Here is a 16,665-nt window from a genome sequence, read left to right on the forward strand (position 1 = left end):
AGACTCCTTTAGCTTGCCTTCGTGTCGCTCCATGGCGCCCTTGCCGCGCCATCAGCATTTTCGCTTCATGTGTCGCTGCTCCCCATCTACCTTGCCCCGCAATCGAAGGCTTGGTCGCTTTTTATTAGTACTGATGAGTGATGCTAACTATTAATGCGCCGGTTGACCACACTCGGTGCACGACGTAAGCGCTCTTCTTCACCTAACAGCTCGGCTTCAAAAGCGTCCGCACCCACCGGCGTTTCGCCATGGCGGCGATAAAGCTGCGTTAACATCGCCTTGCGGTCTGCGCGCAGTTCCTGGACTAATACAAACACCATCATATACAGGATAAAGGTGAACGGCAGCGCCGAAAGCACCGAAGCCGACTGCAGCCCCGTCAAACCACCCGAGGCGATCAGCGTGAGACAGATAGCGGCGATCAGCACACCCCAGATGATGCGTTTGTAAAGCGGCGGATTGATCGAACCATTATCGGTCATTTGCGCCACGATATACGAGGCCGAGTCAGCGGAAGTGACCAGGAAAATAAAGATCAGCAGCATCGCGACAACCGACAGCAGGCCGGTGAAGGGCATCAGCTCAAACATCTCAAACAGCGCGACGGTTATATTATCCTGAGTCGCGGCAGCTAGGCCGATATCGGTGCCGTTTAACTCCATGTGAAGCGCCGCGCCACCGAATACGCCAATCCACAAGCAGGCGAGTAACGGCGGTACAAACAGCACCCCAAACACATACTCTTTGATGGTACGGCCACGGGACACCCGGGCAATAAAGGTACCGACAAAGGGCGACCAGGCAATCACCCAGGCCCAGTAAAAAATCGTCCAACTGCTCGCCCACTCATTATCGCTGTAGGGGGAAATGCGCAGGCTCATGCCGATAAAGTTCTGGAGATAGTCACCAATCCCCACCGTGATGGTCTCTAATATCGCCACGGTTGGGCCAGTAAACAGCACATACAGCATCAAACCGATACATAAAATCATATTCAGGTTAGAGAGGCGTTTAATACCTTTATCCAAGCCTGACCAGGTGGATGCCATATAGGCGCAAAACATCACGAAAAGAATCACAAACTGCCAAAAACCGTTTTCCGGGAGGCCAAACACGGCGTTTAAACCGCCGTTCATCTGCAGCACACCCAACCCCAACGAAGTAGCCACACCCATTACGGTGGCGACCACGGCAAACACATCCAGCCAGGAAGCATAGGGGCGAATTTTAGGATTCTTAGCCGTTATTGACGACAATACGGACGATACCAGCCCTGCCTGTCCCTTGCGGAACTGAAAATAGGCGATGATCAAGCCGACAATCGAGAAAGCCGCCCACTGGTGTATCCCCCAGTTAAAGTAGCTGTATTGAATAGCGTAGCGAGCTGCCGCTTCGGTTTCAGCGGTTCTGTCGCCATAAGGCGGCTCGATGAAGTGAAACATGGGTTCTGCCATGCCATAGAAGACAAGCCCCACACCAAAGCCTGCCGCCAGCAGCATGCTTATCCATGAAAAAAACGTATAGTTAGGCCGACTGTCCTGGGGGCCTAAGCGCACCTTGCCGTACCTGCTAAGCGCCAGGCCAAACAAAAAAATCACAAACCCAAAAACCGAAAATAGATAAAACCACCCGAATAGCCCGGTAATGGTGGACAGCGCCCCCTCCGCAGCGTTGGCAAATCCTTCAGGAAATGACGCTCCAACAACTACCAAGCCAAAAATAATCACCACCGATGAGATGAATACCGACTTGCCTCCATGATTAGCCATATAACCGTCCTGTTAGATGAGCTCTGTTTAGATAAGCACGACATATTAAGCGCATGCTTGTACAACTAAACTTGTCCTGTACAGCTTAATGGTAACAGTTGAAAAACCTACTCGCACTGTACGTAAGAATTGGAGGTATAAACCCTACGTAGAACCTGACACCTAAAGAATGGCGACACTACTGCCTGTTATAGCCAAGCAGTGAACTTGCTAGAGCACCTGTGTTCCAATGTGTGCGAACAACCCATGGAGGCTCTCATGCCACAGATGAATCGCGACCAACGCAACGCTGCATGGCAAGCGGCAAACCAATGGCGCGCCCGTGCTGCGCAAACCCAGCCCACCGGCTTGGCGGGTAGCCTTAAGCTACTGTTTACATGGCTGGCGTTTGGCGCGTTAATGATTGTAGGCGTGGTACTCGGCCTGTTTTTCTTGCTCATTGGCTGGGCAATGATGCCGTTTATGCGTCATAAAATGAAAAAGCGCATGGAGCAGATGCGCGCTCAGCAGGCTCAGGATATCGGTGGTGGCTATTCTCAAGGACATTCTCAAGGGCATGCTTCCACGCATTCGTCTGCGCAAAACCGTCCTGGTCATCAGGATGTCTTGGAAGGCAGCTACGAAGTTAAAGATGATCGTTAAGTAACCAGTTAGTCACTTTTTCGTGCCACCCAGTGCTAGGTACTTTATTAAAGTGGTGCGTAAACCCAGGTAAATGCCGCGGCCAAGGTCAGCGGCATAACTACCAAACTCCCCAGGTTACCAATCAGCACCAGCGAAGCCACTTTTTGTGGTGCCAACTTATACTGCTCCGCGACCAGGTAGTTCAACACTGCAGGTGGTAGTGCCGCAAATACCAGCAGCACCGCCGCCTGCAATTCGTTAAGCGGCAGCAGCCACATCAACGGCAAGGCAATCACCAACCCGGAAAGCGGGCAAAGCACCGCCCCCAGTATCCCCGTACGCCAATCGCTAAAATCGATCTCCAAGAGCCGCACCCCTAGCGCAAATAGCATCAGCGGAATAGATACTCCGCCCAGCATGTGCATTGCCTCTAGCAGCCAGCCTGGCAGCGGTAGGCCACTGATATTCACAGTAAGCCCCGCCAGACTCGCGAGCACAATCGGCATGCGCAGCATTCGCCATAGCGAAGTGCGCGGGTTAAGCATGTAGAGCCCCACCGAAAAGTGCAGCAGCATTTCAACGATAAACACCACCACCGCAGCTGGAAGAGCCTCAGCACCAAATGCCAACACCAGTAGCGGCACCCCCATATTGCCCGCGTTGTTGAACATCATCGGCGGCAGGAAGATTTTGCTATCAAGCTTTAGCCACTTAGCCAGCGGCCACAGCACAATCCCAGACCCCAGCACCACTGCCATCGCCGCCGTGGCAAGCCAGGCGTACTCGGCTAACGGGGCTTGACGGTCGGCCAGCACGGCGAACACTAATAACGGAACGAACAGCTCCATATTGAGCGTATTGAGACTGCGAATATCCGGCGTACGGTAGCGCCCATAGGCAGCGCCACACTCTGCAATTAAAAATACCGGCAATAGCGTGGCCAGAATATGTCCAATCATGCGGGCCGCCCTACCCTATTCCTTGTGATCACTGTTGATTCCTGGTTAGTAAAGCCGTCTACCTAGCTGTTATCAGCGGTGGAGGGTTCAAGAAAGCGCTGCCAGAGCGCGGTGACTATATCGCGATGAGAGCGGAACTCCTCGCCATCGCTGAGTGCTTTCTGACCGGTAAGCGCTGCTCGGTGCGTAGCGCTGCGATAAGCCAGATAAGCCTCGCGAAGACGTTCCGCCTCTTCAGCTGGTAAGTGCCCACTCTCCGTTAGACTCTCTAGAATGCGGATATTATCGCTATAGGTAAGTAACGCAGGCGTTTGGTGAGCAAGCGCTAACACCGCGTATTGGCAGAGAAACTCGATATCCACCATGCCGCCCGCATCGTGTTTGACGTTGAAAGTATTGCTGGTGGTTTTGCTGCCCAAATGGTCGCGCATTTTCTGGCGCATCTTGACCACCTCTTCGCGCAGTGCAGCTTTATCTCGCTCCTCGCCAAGAATATCGCCCCGCAGCTGACTGAATTTCTCGGCCAGCGCATCGCTACCCGCCACCACTCGGGCGCGCACCAATGCCTGATGCTCCCAGGTCCATGCATTCTGACGCTGATACTCGGCAAAGGCTTTGAGTGATGTCACCAATAGACCGGAATTACCCGAAGGCCGCAGGCGCATATCCACTTCATAAAGCGTGCCGGTGGGCGTTACCGCGGTGAGCAGGTGAATAATGCGCTGACCCAGGCGGGTAAAAAATACCGGTGTATCAATGGGCCGTGGGCCGTCAGTAGTGCCCTGCCCATCGCTGTCATGAAGGAAAACCAGATCTAAATCGGAGCTGTAACCCAGCTCAATACCGCCCAGCTTGCCGTAGCCGATAATCAGAAATGCCGCCTCGCGGGCATTCAGCCCCTCAGGAACACCATGCTTACGGGTAATATGCTTCCACGCCATAGCCAACACGGCATCGAGAATGACTTCGGCGATATAGGTTAAGTAATCGCTTACTTTCATCAAATGCCGGGTACCGACGATATCCGATGCCGCTACGTGCAGGGTTTGAGCGTGTTTAAAAACGCGCAATGCCTCCAACTGGGCCTCTTCGTCATCCTCTGGCAAACGATTCAGCGTTTGGCGCAGTTCATCGGCAAGGCGCGCTTTATCGGCGGGGGTATACAACGTTTCTGGCGTCAGCAGCTCGTCGAGCAGAATGGGATAACGCGACAGTTGTTCAGCTATCCAAGGACTGGCGGCGCACAGCCGCATCAGGTGTTCCAGCGCCTGGGGGTTTTCGCGCAGCAGGGCGAGGTAAGCCGTACGCCGTAGCACGGCTTCAATCAGCGGCTGCACCCGTTCAAGCGCGGTATCCGGTACCTCATTGTCCGCCACGGCACCTAGCAGTAGCGGCATCAGCGCATCCAGGCGCTCAAAGCCAATCCGCTGCATGCTTTGCACTTGCCGGGAGTGGTAAAGACTCTGCAGCCGCTTCAAGGCTTTTTCAGGCTCGTTAAAACCCGCCTCGGCAAGGTGGGCACTGGCCTCCTCCCCCTCTAACTCGCCGCGCCAAATAAGCCGCCATTGGGCCAAGCCTAGCTGGCTATCATCGTTGGCTTCGTCGACATCCTCTTCGGGGTCGGCAATCACTGCGTCGAAGTGTTGACGAACCCGCTCGCGCACTTCGTCAAGCTGGGCGACCAGCCCCGGCCAGTCTTCATGATTCATGGCGAAGGCTACCCGTTCACGATCACCGTCATCGTTGGGCAGGGTTTGTGTCTGGCGATCTTCCAACGCTTGGAGCGCGTGTTCGACATCGCGCAGAAAGGCGTAGTCAGGCAGCAGTTCATCGACCACTTCTTGGGGTAACAGGCCTAGCTCAGGCAAGCGATTAAGCGCCGTTTTCAGCGATGTCACCTGCAGCTCCGTATCGCGGCCGCCGCGAATTAGTTGGAACGCCTGTACCACGAACTCAACCTCGCGAATGCCGCCAGGGCCAAGTTTGATATTGCTCTGCATGCCTTTGCGCTTCACTTCGCGATTGATCATAGCCTTCAGTTCACGCAGCGACTCGATAGCGCCAAAATCGAGATATTTGCGATACACAAAGGGGCGCAGCCCGGCCAGCAGCTCATCTCCGGCGTCTAAATCCCCGGCGACCGGGCGCGCTTTGAGCATGGCGTAACGCTCCCACTCGCGGCCTTGATCCTGGTAGTAGCTGGAGAGCATGGCAAAACTGCCCACCAGCGGCCCGCCGTCGCCCAAGGGCCGTAAGCGCATATCGACACGGAAGGCGAAGCCGTCGGCGGTCATGGCGTCTAGTGCGCCAATCAGCTTTTGCCCCAGCTTGGTAAAGTACTCCTGGTGCTCTAAGGGCTTGCGTCCACCTTGGGTTTCGCCTTTTTCGGGAAAGGCAAAAATCAAATCGATATCGGAGGATAGATTCAGCTCCCCCGCGCCCAGCTTACCCATGCCCAGGATCACCAGACGCTGGGGCGTGCCATCTTTGCGTGGGGCAGGTAAGCCCCATCGTGGTGCGTAAAACTGCTCAAGCCAGGTTAATGCCGCTTCCAAGCAAATTTCGGCAAGCTCAGACACCGCCTTGGCGGTATCCCACATGCTATAGCTGGGAGCACGATTAAGGTCACGCCAGATAATCCCCAGCATTCGCTTGCGGCGAAAACGGCGAATCGCCCGCTGCATCGCCTCTTCATCTTCGGCGCTTTCCAGCGTCTCATTCAACCAGTTGGCTAGCTCATCGCGCCCTGGGTTTGCGTCCAATTCTCCGGCGATGTCCAGTTCAGCTAGCCAATGGGAGTGGCGCACCAGGGTATCCAGCGCGAAGGTCGAAATGGCCAGCACTCTCGCCAGGGCCTCGCGGCGCGGCTCAGAAAGCCCCTGCCAGCTACTGGAAGGCAACTCCTGCTGGGTCATCTCAGCGACATTATCGGCTTGAACAAGCGCATCGCTTAGCCGCTGCCAAGCAGCTTGGGTGGCTTTTTGTAACGACGCTGGCAGCGTCGACAACGGTAAAAAATCGTCGTTCCTAAGTCCTTTAAATGTTTGCATAACGACCTCGCTGACAGCGTGCTAAAAATGAGTGATTTTAAATCAGCTTAGCCAAAGAATTTTTCCCAGCCCAATAGCCCCCAGGTAAGGCCGGCCATCATCAGCGACAGCATCACTGCTGCCGAGCCAATATCCTTGGCCCGGCCGGAAAGCTCGTGGTGCTCGGTGCCGATCCGGTCAACCACGTTTTCAATCGCACTATTCAGCAGCTCCACTATCAGCACAAAAAACAGGCTACTCACCAACAGCAGCCAACTGATAGGGCCTTCGCCAATCCACCAAGCAAGCGGCAGCAACACCGCAGTAATGCCCACCTCCTGGCGAAAAGCCGCTTCGTTTCTAAACGCCGCTTTCAAGCCTTTCCACGAATAGCGCGTGGAGTGAACCAAATGTGTTAAACCAGTATGCCCAGGTTTCATGCAGGTCGCCTCACCTTGTGAGCGTGGAGTTTGTTCAGTTCGCTAATATCATGGCTTCTAGATCCAGTGACAACGGATCCAGCACCTCAGACCAGCTTAAGTAAGGCGTGCTGCTGTTACCATTGACCATGACACTAAACACTCCCCAGCGCCCTTGCGCAGTGCGAAAATAGCCCGCCGCAGCGCGCACGGCAAAGGGTTGGTTCAGCGTGCCGGTTTTGATCATGACATTGTTTTGAAACGTGGAGGGCCCCCGCCGAATAAAGCGCATTACCCCGTTAGCCGGCGACTGAAAGGCCGCTACAAAGCTGGGAAACAGGCTGCTTTGACGAAACATGTCCTCCAGCATCACGTTAACGCCTTGAGCCGATGTGCGGTTTTCAGTGGTTAGCCCGCTACCACTATACAGCGTTAACGGGCCGTGCCCTGGCAGGCTCTGGGCATAATTTTCAATGGCTTGCCCTGCTTGGCGGAGCTGCGCCTGAGGTATCTCGACGAGATCCAGCGCCAGCACGTCGGCCATGTAGTTATTGGAGTAGTTCATGATGCGCAGCAATAGCTCTTGCAGTGGTTGACTGTCCACCGCTGCCAGACGCTGGGCACTGCTGGGCGGCTGAGACGAGCTGATGCGCCATGGTTCGCGCACTTGAATACCCGCCTGATTCAACATGCCCGTTAACACTTGCGCGGTGGTTTCGGCGGCATCGCCCGCGCCGCGGTAGACATCTCGGGCAGTAGCGTTGGTGGAGATCTGCCCCGTCAAACGCATCACGTCGCCACGCTCATCGGTAATTCGCTCAGCGCTAATCTCAGTACCGCTATTGGCTGGGCGGGTGACCACCTGGTTATCAATGGTGATCAAAGACGTCTGGCTATCGCATAGCCCCACTTGGGCAGGCTCGCCTGCGGTAATGGCTGGTGCGACATTCACGCACCAGCTACCGAAGTTAACGCCAGCCGAGGAGAGCGGCGCACTATACGCATTGGTAACGCGGGTCAGGGCATTGCAGCGGTCGGTAGTAATGCAGTCCACTGAACCAAAGCGCCACTGGCTGACCACCAAAGCGCCATCGACCTCACGCACCCCGGATAAGTACAAACGCTGCACCAAGCGCCATAGGTTTTCAGTGGTTAGGCCCGGGTCTCCGCCACCTTCAAACACTAAATCGCCACGCAGCACGCCACCTTCGATGCTACCCGCGCTGACGAGTTGGCTGGTAAAGCGGTGTTGGGGGCCAAACCGGTTCAGCGCCGCCGCCGCAAGATAGGCTTTAGTGACCGAAGCGGGTGACAGCTGGCGATCCGGGGTGATGCTGCCTAACAGCGCATTGGCGCCGGCATCCAAAAGACGCGCCTCGGCACTAATCGCAAAGCCTTTATTCTGCAGTTGGCCCAGGCGGTTGAAATCGGCGAGCGCGCTGGCACTGGCGCACAGCGCCAGCGTGGCAACCCCGGCCATCAGCGACCAGCGCTGCAGACGCTTACTTGCAAAAAAACACCCCATTACGATACCTCAATGCACATTCATTTTAGAAAACACTTGCAGCATGACGACGCCCGCCACGATCAAGCTAATTCCGACCACTGCCGGTAAATCGGGCTTTTCACCGAATACCACTATGCCGACTAAGGTGACCAGCACAATGCCCAAGCCCGCCCAAATCGCATAGGCGACCCCCACCGGCAGCGTGCGCAGCACTAGGCTAAGCAAATAAAAAGCTAGCCCGTAGCCCACTACCACCACCACGCTGGGCAATGGGCGCGTAAACCCCATGGAGGCCTTTAAGGCACTCGTGGCGATCACTTCGGCCACTATCGCCAGCACCAAATAGACAAACGTCATATTCGCTCCAACTCAACGCATAAACGCCACAGAGCCTGACCACTTCGAGCATACTTAGCCTCGAAGGGAGTTAAAAAGTCATCTTTAGGCGCAATTTCAGTTACCGCTGCCTGCTTACCGGTTACCTGGGCCACCGCCAAGGCAAACTCTTCAACGTAGAGTGACCAGTTTGAACGCAGTTCAAGGTGCCCTCCAAGGGCCAGTAGTGTGGGTAAAACCGCATGGCCATGCCAGCGCATTTTTAAGTGCGCCGCCTTGGGGTAAGGATTTGGATAAAGCAGAAAGTGGTGCTCGGGCGCCCAGCCTGCTTGGTAGGCCAAACGCCAAAAATCGACAAGGTCGGCTCTCACCAGCAGCGCATTTTCTGGCAGCTTGCCGTGGTCGCGCCCCAGGCGATCCTCGCTGCGATCAACGCCAATCACCGCATGGGCGGGGAACTGCGCTGCCAGTTGACGTGTCGATATCCCCACGCCACAGCCTGAATCAAGTACCAAAGGCGTTTGACGACCCGCGAGCCACTCCGCCGCCAGGGCAAAGTTATACTGCGTATGCTCGGCGATCGGTTTACGCAGTGGATGCGCTAGCGCCCGGCTCACCCGGCGTGCCAAATCCTGATGCGGGCCTGGCTGGTTAGAAATCACTGGTCGAGAATTATGCTGCATGCCATTACCCGGCTGAAAAGCGTGATTCTATCAGTCTCGAACGCTTGCGGCATGACGCCGTTGCACAGCCGGTGCTATGATCACGCCTGACATAGTTATTAGTGACCTTATTAAGCGCATGGTACTGGACGAATTGTGCTCAGTAGCCATGCCAATAATTGTTATTACCACCACCGCACCACGAGGAACCCGGCTTGTCACACTTACCGGTGATTGTCGGCATGGGCGGCATCAATCCCGCTGGCAGAACCTCTGGCCATCAGGCCTTCCGCCGCACTGTGCTTGATGCTCTTCCTGCTGACCAGCAACGCCAGACACTGGAAGGCTTGGCGGCGCTTATGCGCCTAGTAGAGCACTCCGAAAAGGGGTGGCGCGACAGTCAAGGCCAACCCGTAGATGACCCGGCGCAGTCGCTGCGTGATCAGGTGCTGAAGCACACCCTGATTCGGCGCAACGAAGACCCGCGCTTTCTCGACCCTGGAATGCCGTCTAACCGGCAGGCAAGTATGCAGTTGGCCGAGCCGCTGCGCTTTACCCTGCGCCGCCGCCAGCTACCTGAAAATCTACCGCTGGATTGGCAGGTGCGCGACATTGATGCCCGCGAGGTAGAAGTAACGGTGCCCGCAGGGGTGCTGGAGGTTTTGCTACCCGACGCGCAACTGCCCAAAGTACGCGCGGCAGCTCAGCTACCCAGCGGCTTTGACCCCGCGAACCTCTACCGCAGCGTGCATCACCCCCGCGGGCTATCGCTGGCGGTGTTTGGCGCCAGCGACTGCCTGGGCGCCAGCGGTCTCTCCTGGGAGACACTACGCCAGCAGTTGAATCCAGATCATATTGCCGTGTACGCCGGTAACTCCATCGGCCAGCTAGACGATCAGGGTTGGGGCGGCTTACTGAAAAGCCTGGTGAGCGGCCAGCGCGCCACCTCCAAGCAGATGCCCCTGGGCTATGGTCAGATGCCCGCCGACTTTTTGAATGCCTATGTGTTGGGCAGCGTAGGTGGCACCGGCGCAGCGTTAGGCGCCTGCGCCAGCTTTCTCTATAACCTGCGCCTGGGCATTGATGACATTCGCGCCGGGCGCCGTCGTGTGGTGATGGTGGGTACCGCCGACGCGCCGATTACTCCGGAAATCATTGAGGGCTTCCGGGCCATGGGGGCGCTGGCTGACGACGCCGGCCTGAAAGCCCTGGATGCGCTGGAGCTGCTTACTGACAGCGATTATCAGCGCGCCTGCCGTCCCTTTGCCCGCAACTGCGGCTTTACCATGGCAGAAGCCAGCCAGTTCGTGCTGTTGATGGACGACGCCCTGGCACTGGAAGTCGGCGCGGATATCCTCGGCGCGGTGCCTGATGTGTTCGTGAATGCCGACGGTTATAAGCGCTCGATTTCAGCGCCGGGCATCGGCAACTACATCACCCTCGGCAAAGCGACTGCGTTGGTGCGCGATATGCTGGGCGAAAAAGCCCTTAAAGAGCGCAGCTTTTTGCACGCTCACGGCACCAGCACGCCCAAGAACCGCATTACCGAATCCCACGTGTTCGACGAAATTGCCCGCGCCAACGGTATTAGCGAGTGGCCGGTAGTTGCGATTAAAGCTTTTATCGGCCACTCCCAAGGCTCCGCAGCGGGCGATCAGTTGGCGAGTGCCTTGGGCAGTTTTGCCCACGACTTGCTGCCGGGCATTCCCACGCTGGATGCGGTGGCTGACGATGTCTATGCCGAGCGGCTGCGCTTTTCGCAAACGGCACAAACGTTTCGTGCGGACGCTGCTTTTATCAACGCCAAGGGCTTCGGCGGCAACAATGCCACTGGCGTGGTGCTTTCACCTGCGGTGACCGAACGCCTGCTGACGCAGCGCCACGGCGCGGCGGCAGTGAATGCCTGGAAAACCCGTCGCGAAACCACCCGGGAAGCGGCAGCGGCCTACCTTGCCCAGGCAGACCACGGTCAGTACGCCCCACGCTACCAGTTTGGTGAAGCGGTGCTGGAAGGCCCAGAGCTGGATATTCACGCTGACCGGATTCATATCCCCGGTTACGATCACGCCGTCTCATTAACCAGCGATAACCCGTTTGGCTGCCTGGACGAGGAGAGCGAGGAATGACCACGCGTAAACTGAATATCGCCGTCTACCCCGGCACCTTCGACCCCATCACCAACGGCCACTTCGACTTGATCGAGCGCGGTGCTCGCATGTTCGACAAGGTGGTCATCGCGGTGGCGGCAAGCCCTGGCAAAAGCCCCAACCTCGACCTGGAAACACGCATGGATCTAGCTAAAGCGGTCTGTGCGTCGCTGCCTAACGTTGAGGTGATCGGCTTCTCGACCCTGCTCACCACCATGATGCACGAACAGGGCGCGACGATTATTCTGCGCGGCCTGCGCGCGGTCTCCGATTTTGAGTACGAGCTCCAGTTGGCCAATATGAACCGCGCGCAGAACCCGGAGCTTGAAAGCGTATTTTTAACCCCGGCGGTGGAAAACTCGTATATTTCTTCGACCATCGTGCGCGAAATTGCCAAGCTAGGTGGCGATATTTCCCCCCTAGTGCATCCTCAGGTCGCCGAAGCGCTACGTAAGCACTACACTAGCTAGCCAACGCCATTGTTGAGTAAAACACTCAGGTATTAGACATCCTGGGTGTGAATGCCATCCGCGAGGTATGCCCATGGCCCTGATGATTACCGACGAATGCATTAACTGCGACGTCTGCGAGCCCGAATGCCCCAATGATGCTATTTCTCCCGGTGAGGAGATCTACGTCATCGATCCTAATCTATGCACCGAGTGCGTGGGTCACTATGACGAGCCCCAGTGCCAACAGGTCTGCCCGGTGGACTGCATTCCGCTTGACCCTGAGCGCCACGAAAGCCAAGAAGAGCTGATGAAGAAGTACCGCATCATCACCGCCGCCTAAGTCGAATGCGGATTTGGGCCCTTGCCTGGCCAATCATTCTCTCCAATATCACCGTCCCGCTGCTCGGGTTGGTGGATACCGCTGTGGTCGGTCATTTACCCGACTCCCGTTACTTAGCCGGCGTTACTCTCGGTGCCACGCTGTTTAGCTTTCTCTACTGGGGCTTTGGCTTTTTGCGCATGGGCACTACGGGGCTAGTCGCCCAAGCCATGGGGCGCGAGAGCGACACAGATGTGCGCAACCTGCTGGGGCAATCGCTGATCATGGCGCTGGTGATTGGTAGCCTGCTGATTGTGTTTGCCTCGCCGCTGATTACACTGGGTTTATGGCTGTTAGATGGTAGTGAAGTAGCGACCGATCTAGCCCGCGAGTACGCCCATATCCGCCTCTGGTCAGCGCCAGCAGTACTCGCCAACTACGCCATTCTGGGCTGGTTTTTGGGCCAACAGAACTCCCGCGTTACGCTGATGATTTTGCTGCTAACCAACAGCGTTAATATCGTGCTGGATTTATGGTTTGTAGTAGGCCTGGGAATGACCAGTAACGGCGTGGCCTGGGCGAGCGTAATCGCCGACTACAGTGCCCTAGCGTTTGGTAGCTACCTGGTGCTACGCCAGCTAACCCGGCTGGAGGGCCATTTTTTGCGCGAGCGCCTGCTCGCGCTCGCAGCTTACACAGCCCTGTTTAACGTTAACGCCAACCTGTTTGTGCGCACCCTCGGCCTGCTGTTTGCCATGGCGTTCTTTACTGCCCAGGGCGCGCGCCAGGGCGATACGGTACTTGCTGCCAACGCCGTACTATTGCAATTTATCATGCTCACCAGTTACGCCCTGGATGGCTTTGCCCACGCTGCCGAATCACTGATTGGGCGCGCCTTTGGCCGAGGGGATTGGCATGAGTTTGCCGCGACCGTGCGCGCCGCCGCGCGCTTTTCATTCTGGACGGCTGGCGCGGCTGCCCTGCTGTTCGCGCTGGGCGGCAATGCGCTCATTGCACTGCTCACGGGCCTTGAAGAGGTGCGTGCCACCGCGGCGCAGTACTTGCCCTGGATGGTCGTCATGCCGCTGATTGCGGTATGGAGCTACCTGCTTGATGGGGTGTTTATTGGCACCACTGCGGTGCGTGAAATGCGTAACAGTATCTTTATTGGCCTAGCCGCCTATCTGCCCGTTTGGTGGCTAACCCAGGGACTGGGCAATCATGGGCTCTGGCTGGCGTTTATGCTGTTCACGCTGGTGCGCTCGGCGGTGCTGATCGTCTACTACTATTTTCACTACCACCGCCCCTACCGGTTAAACCATTAGCGTTAAAACAGGCGCATTTAACCTCAACTACGCTAACGTAAGATTAAGCGGACAGCTTCAACGTGAAAATTTCCGTACTCACCCGTATATTAGCTATGCCGTTACATTTCCAAGACCTTGCTTAGCCACTTCCTAATAATGAATAAAGAGAGCATCCCATGCTTAAAATGATCTCAAAACCGGCGGTAAAGCTGGTGGAGCGCTATCTCCCCGACCCGTATATTTTCGTCCTATTGCTGACGTTAATTGCCGCGGTCGCCGCGATCGCCATTGAGCGCCAAACCCCGCTGGCAGTATTGCGCTTCTGGGGCGATGGCTTCTGGGGGTTGCTGACGTTCTCTATGCAGATGCTGCTGGTGCTGGTTACCGGCTTTATGCTGGCAAGCTCACCGCCGGTAAAACGCATTTTGCAGAAAATAGCCAGCACCGCTAAGTCACCCGGCGGAGCGATCATTCTAGTGACGCTGGTCTCATTGGTAGCCAGCTGGATTAACTGGGGGTTTGGGCTTGTGGTCGGCGCGCTATTTGCCAAAGAGCTGGCTCGGCTGATCCGCGTTGACTACCGGCTGCTCGTCGCCAGTGCCTACTCCGGCTTTGTGGTGTGGCACGGCGGTTTGGCAGGCTCGATCCCGCTAACCATCGCGACCGAGGGGCATTTTTCCGCCGACCAAATTGGGGTGATTGGCACCGGCTCTACGATTTTCGCCTTCTTCAACCTCGCTATTGTGGTCTGCCTGTTTATCGCCATCCCGCTGGTAAACCGCATGATGCTGCCGGACGAGAAAGATAGCGTCTACGTCGACCCCAGCGTACTGAATGATGAACCCGAGCCGGTTGGCCGCATTACACGCCCTGCGGAGCGCCTGGAGAATAGCTTTACACTCGCTCTGCTGGTCGGCGTGCCGGGGCTACTGTTCTTGCTTGATCACTTCCTGCTACGGGGTGGCGGCTTAAACCTTAACGTCGTTAACTTTATGTTTCTGTTCCTAGCCATTGTGCTGCACCGCACGCCGCGTAATCTGCTCAACAGCCTGCACGAAGCGATTAAAGGCGGCGCGGGGATTGTCATCCAGTTCCCGTTTTACGCTGGCATCATGGCTATCATGGTGCAGTCCGGGCTAGCCGAGAGCATGTCCGAGTGGCTGGTTTCCTTTGCAACCGCCAATACGCTGCCATTCTGGTCGTTTATCAGTGCGGGTATTGTCAATCTATTCGTCCCTTCCGGCGGCGGCCAGTGGGCAGTTCAGGCACCGGTGATGCTACCGGCTGCTCAGGCCTTAGGAGCTGATATTCCGCGGGTTGCTATGGCGGTGGCTTGGGGCGATGCCTGGACTAACCTGCTACAGCCCTTCTGGGCGCTCCCGGTGCTCGCCATTGCAGGCCTAAAAGCAAAAGATATTATGGGCTTCTGCCTGATTCAGCTTTTTATCACCGGCATTATTATTTCCGTCGGTCTGGTATGGTTTTAAAAAACCGCCAATGACTGCCCGCCGCTCAGTTTGCCCAGCCTATGGGTAGCGGGCAGCCGTTATTGGGCTTAAGTAACAGCAGGAGCAACGTATGACAGACGCCGAAATCAGCGCTAACGCTGCCCTGCCTGGGCAGCATGAGCTCTCCATGACCGTATTGATGACGCCCGATATGGCGAACTTCAGCGGCAAAGTGCATGGTGGCGCGATTCTTAAAAAGCTCGATGAAGTCGCTTTTGCTTGCGCCAGCCGCTATTCGGGCCACTATGTGGTGACGCTGTCGGTAGATCAGGTGCTGTTTAAGCAGCCGATTCATGTCGGCGAGCTGGTCACCTTTCTAGCCAGCGTCAATCATGTTGGTCGCTCGTCGATGGAAGTGGGCATCAAGGTCGTGGCCGAAGATATTCGTAATAAGCTGATCCGGCATACCAACAGTTGCTACCTCACCATGGTCGCGGTGGACGCTGATGGTAAACCTGCCAGCGTACTGCCGCTCAATTTGGCCACGTCGCTCCAGAAACTGCGTTTTGAAAAGGCTGCGCTACGCAAGAAGCTACGCAAACAGGCGGAAAGAGAGGAACTGCTGACCCAGCAGCATCATCAGTCCCAGGCCCACTAAAGACCCAACGATAAGGAGTTCGTATGCCCGCCAGGGATCGCTATCCGCACCTGCCTAAAGCGGTTGAATACGCCCATATTGGTTGGGATTTTTTCATTTTGACGCTGGTGGTGATTAATCTCTCGCTACTGCTGTTTGATTCACTGTTTCTACTCGGCCCTATTAACCAGGGCATCGCCAACCTCGCTCCCGGTTTTCACACTTTCTACGATGACGTGATTCATAGCCGCTTCATCACCATCGATTTGGTATTTGTCAGCTTTTTTATCGCCGATGTACTGCTGGGCTGGTCAATCGCCATTGCCGAGCGGCGCTACCACCGCTGGTTCTTTTATCCCTTCGTGCACTGGTACGACGTGCTGGGTTGTATTCCCCTAGCAGGCTTCCGCTTGCTGCGTATTCTACGTGTCATCTCGTTGATCAACCGACTGCATCGCCTCGGCCTTATTGATGTTACCCACTGGTACATCTATCAATTTGTGGCCAAGTATTACGACATTCTGCTTGAGGAGCTTTCCGACCGTATCGCCCTACGCCTGTTGGGCAACGTACAGCAGCAGATACGCGCCAGCGATTCGCTGACCGAGCGCGTGATCGAACGTGTGATCATGCCGCGTAAGGCCCAACTGATTCATGAGATCGCTCAGCGGTTAGAGAGCACTATCGGCAAAGCCTACCAGCACAACCGCCAATCCATTATGACGGCAATCAGCGATTTAGTTAGCCGTACGCTACGTGAAAGCCCCGAGATTCAGCGCCTGAATCGTTTACCCATGGGGGTGCAGGCCACCAGCGCGATGGAAGCATCGCTCAGCGGTGTTGCCCAGCGGCTCGTCGATGAGCTGCTGCTAGGCATTCATTCGGATGAGTTTAGGCAGTTAGTGGAGCGCACTGCCGACAGCGGCTTTGACACCTGGCTGACGGTTGACGAAGGCAGCAACCGGGTCACCGAACAGGTGCTGTACGACGTGCTCGAAATGCTCAAAGATCAGGTGCGCCACCAGGGCTGGAAAGACCGCTACGAGTAAT

General features: G+C 56.3%; 15 protein-coding genes. 8 read left to right on the forward strand and 7 right to left on the reverse strand.

All coding sequences use genetic code 11. The annotated features are described in order from the left end of the window. Positions 1 to 143 precede the first annotated feature (143 nt). Entirely contained in the window at positions 144 to 1,769 is a 1,626-nt protein-coding gene (locus tag SR894_RS16270) for a BCCT family transporter (protein WP_133732092.1), read from the reverse strand. A 258-nt stretch (positions 1,770 to 2,027) separates the two neighbouring features. On the opposite strand from SR894_RS16270, the gene SR894_RS16275 reads away from it, so the two are divergent. Continuing rightward, complete coding sequence (locus SR894_RS16275) at positions 2,028 to 2,411, forward strand: hypothetical protein (RefSeq protein ID WP_133732091.1); 384 nt, start codon at positions 2,028 to 2,030, stop codon at positions 2,409 to 2,411. Positions 2,412 to 2,458: 47 nt separating this feature from the next. On the opposite strand, the gene SR894_RS16280 is transcribed toward SR894_RS16275, so the two are convergent. From SR894_RS16280 to trmB, 6 genes are all read right to left on the reverse strand, one after another. Next, positions 2,459 to 3,352 carry an AEC family transporter gene (locus SR894_RS16280; RefSeq protein WP_223288108.1) on the reverse strand — a complete coding sequence of 298 codons (894 nt, stop codon included), beginning with the start codon at positions 3,350 to 3,352 and terminating at the stop codon, positions 2,459 to 2,461. Between the two features lie 62 nt (positions 3,353 to 3,414). Further along, positions 3,415 to 6,402 carry a bifunctional [glutamate--ammonia ligase]-adenylyl-L-tyrosine phosphorylase/[glutamate--ammonia-ligase] adenylyltransferase gene (glnE, locus tag SR894_RS16285; RefSeq protein ID WP_133732089.1) on the reverse strand — a complete coding sequence of 996 codons (2,988 nt, stop codon included), beginning with the start codon at positions 6,400 to 6,402 and terminating at the stop codon, positions 3,415 to 3,417. 47 nt (positions 6,403 to 6,449) lie between these two features. Beyond that, complete coding sequence (locus SR894_RS16290; RefSeq protein ID WP_133732088.1) at positions 6,450 to 6,821, reverse strand: diacylglycerol kinase; 372 nt, start codon at positions 6,819 to 6,821, stop codon at positions 6,450 to 6,452. Between the two features lie 34 nt (positions 6,822 to 6,855). Continuing rightward, positions 6,856 to 8,325, reverse strand: coding sequence for a D-alanyl-D-alanine carboxypeptidase/D-alanyl-D-alanine endopeptidase (dacB, locus tag SR894_RS16295; RefSeq protein WP_133732087.1), 1,470 nt, complete (start codon positions 8,323 to 8,325; stop codon positions 6,856 to 6,858). Positions 8,326 to 8,334: 9 nt separating this feature from the next. Next, entirely contained in the window at positions 8,335 to 8,664 is a 330-nt protein-coding gene (locus SR894_RS16300) for a DMT family transporter (protein ID WP_133732086.1), read from the reverse strand. After that, a complete protein-coding gene (gene trmB / locus SR894_RS16305; RefSeq protein WP_133732085.1) occupies positions 8,661 to 9,326 on the reverse strand; it encodes a tRNA (guanine(46)-N(7))-methyltransferase TrmB in 666 nt (221 codons plus the stop codon). Before trmB ends, SR894_RS16300 begins: the two co-directional genes overlap by 4 nt. Positions 9,327 to 9,547: 221 nt before the next feature. On the opposite strand from trmB, the gene SR894_RS16310 reads away from it, so the two are divergent. The 7 genes from SR894_RS16310 to SR894_RS16340 all read left to right on the forward strand — a co-directional run bounded on the left by SR894_RS16310 (position 9,548) and on the right by SR894_RS16340 (position 16,664). Further along, entirely contained in the window at positions 9,548 to 11,431 is a 1,884-nt protein-coding gene (locus SR894_RS16310; RefSeq protein WP_133732159.1) for a beta-ketoacyl synthase, read from the forward strand. Next, positions 11,428 to 11,922 (forward strand): pantetheine-phosphate adenylyltransferase, encoded by a 495-nt coding sequence (coaD, locus tag SR894_RS16315; RefSeq protein WP_071694222.1) that lies wholly within the window; start codon positions 11,428 to 11,430, stop codon positions 11,920 to 11,922. The genes SR894_RS16310 and coaD overlap by 4 nt, the downstream gene beginning before the upstream one ends. A gap of 73 nt (positions 11,923 to 11,995) precedes the next feature. Then, entirely contained in the window at positions 11,996 to 12,244 is a 249-nt protein-coding gene (locus SR894_RS16320; protein ID WP_133732084.1) for a YfhL family 4Fe-4S dicluster ferredoxin, read from the forward strand. 5 nt (positions 12,245 to 12,249) lie between these two features. Beyond that, on the forward strand, positions 12,250 to 13,548 hold the full coding sequence (locus SR894_RS16325; protein ID WP_133732083.1) for an MATE family efflux transporter: 1,299 nt from the start codon (positions 12,250 to 12,252) through the stop codon (positions 13,546 to 13,548). Positions 13,549 to 13,706: 158 nt separating this feature from the next. Next, positions 13,707 to 15,017, forward strand: a complete 1,311-nt coding sequence (locus SR894_RS16330; protein ID WP_133732082.1) for a short-chain fatty acid transporter — start codon at positions 13,707 to 13,709, stop codon at positions 15,015 to 15,017. Between the two features lie 91 nt (positions 15,018 to 15,108). Further along, positions 15,109 to 15,636, forward strand: coding sequence for an acyl-CoA thioesterase (locus SR894_RS16335; RefSeq protein ID WP_223288109.1), 528 nt, complete (start codon positions 15,109 to 15,111; stop codon positions 15,634 to 15,636). Between the two features lie 23 nt (positions 15,637 to 15,659). Further along, positions 15,660 to 16,664, forward strand: a complete 1,005-nt coding sequence (locus SR894_RS16340; RefSeq protein ID WP_223288110.1) for an ion transporter — start codon at positions 15,660 to 15,662, stop codon at positions 16,662 to 16,664. Position 16,665 lies beyond the last annotated feature (1 nt).

It is taken from the genome of Vreelandella neptunia (genome assembly GCF_034479615.1).
GTDB classification, from domain to species: domain Bacteria; phylum Pseudomonadota; class Gammaproteobacteria; order Pseudomonadales; family Halomonadaceae; genus Vreelandella; species Vreelandella neptunia.

Coding starts and splice junctions, on each gene's coding strand:
- SR894_RS16280 (WP_223288108.1), bottom strand. CDS start 3,352: ATGATTGGACATATTCTGGCCACGCTATTGCCGGTATTTTTAATTGCA.
- coaD (WP_071694222.1), top strand. CDS start 11,428: ATGACCACGCGTAAACTGAATATCGCCGTCTACCCCGGCACCTTCGAC.
- SR894_RS16340 (WP_223288110.1), top strand. CDS start 15,660: ATGCCCGCCAGGGATCGCTATCCGCACCTGCCTAAAGCGGTTGAATAC.
- SR894_RS16320 (WP_133732084.1), top strand. CDS start 11,996: ATGGCCCTGATGATTACCGACGAATGCATTAACTGCGACGTCTGCGAG.
- SR894_RS16335 (WP_223288109.1), top strand. CDS start 15,109: ATGACAGACGCCGAAATCAGCGCTAACGCTGCCCTGCCTGGGCAGCAT.
- glnE (WP_133732089.1), bottom strand. CDS start 6,402: ATGCAAACATTTAAAGGACTTAGGAACGACGATTTTTTACCGTTGTCG.
- SR894_RS16310 (WP_133732159.1), top strand. CDS start 9,548: ATGGGCGGCATCAATCCCGCTGGCAGAACCTCTGGCCATCAGGCCTTC.
- SR894_RS16300 (WP_133732086.1), bottom strand. CDS start 8,664: ATGACGTTTGTCTATTTGGTGCTGGCGATAGTGGCCGAAGTGATCGCC.
- SR894_RS16330 (WP_133732082.1), top strand. CDS start 13,707: ATGCTTAAAATGATCTCAAAACCGGCGGTAAAGCTGGTGGAGCGCTAT.
- SR894_RS16325 (WP_133732083.1), top strand. CDS start 12,250: ATGCGGATTTGGGCCCTTGCCTGGCCAATCATTCTCTCCAATATCACC.
- SR894_RS16270 (WP_133732092.1), bottom strand. CDS start 1,769: ATGGCTAATCATGGAGGCAAGTCGGTATTCATCTCATCGGTGGTGATT.
- SR894_RS16290 (WP_133732088.1), bottom strand. CDS start 6,821: ATGAAACCTGGGCATACTGGTTTAACACATTTGGTTCACTCCACGCGC.
- SR894_RS16275 (WP_133732091.1), top strand. CDS start 2,028: ATGCCACAGATGAATCGCGACCAACGCAACGCTGCATGGCAAGCGGCA.
- trmB (WP_133732085.1), bottom strand. CDS start 9,326: ATGCAGCATAATTCTCGACCAGTGATTTCTAACCAGCCAGGCCCGCAT.
- dacB (WP_133732087.1), bottom strand. CDS start 8,325: ATGGGGTGTTTTTTTGCAAGTAAGCGTCTGCAGCGCTGGTCGCTGATG.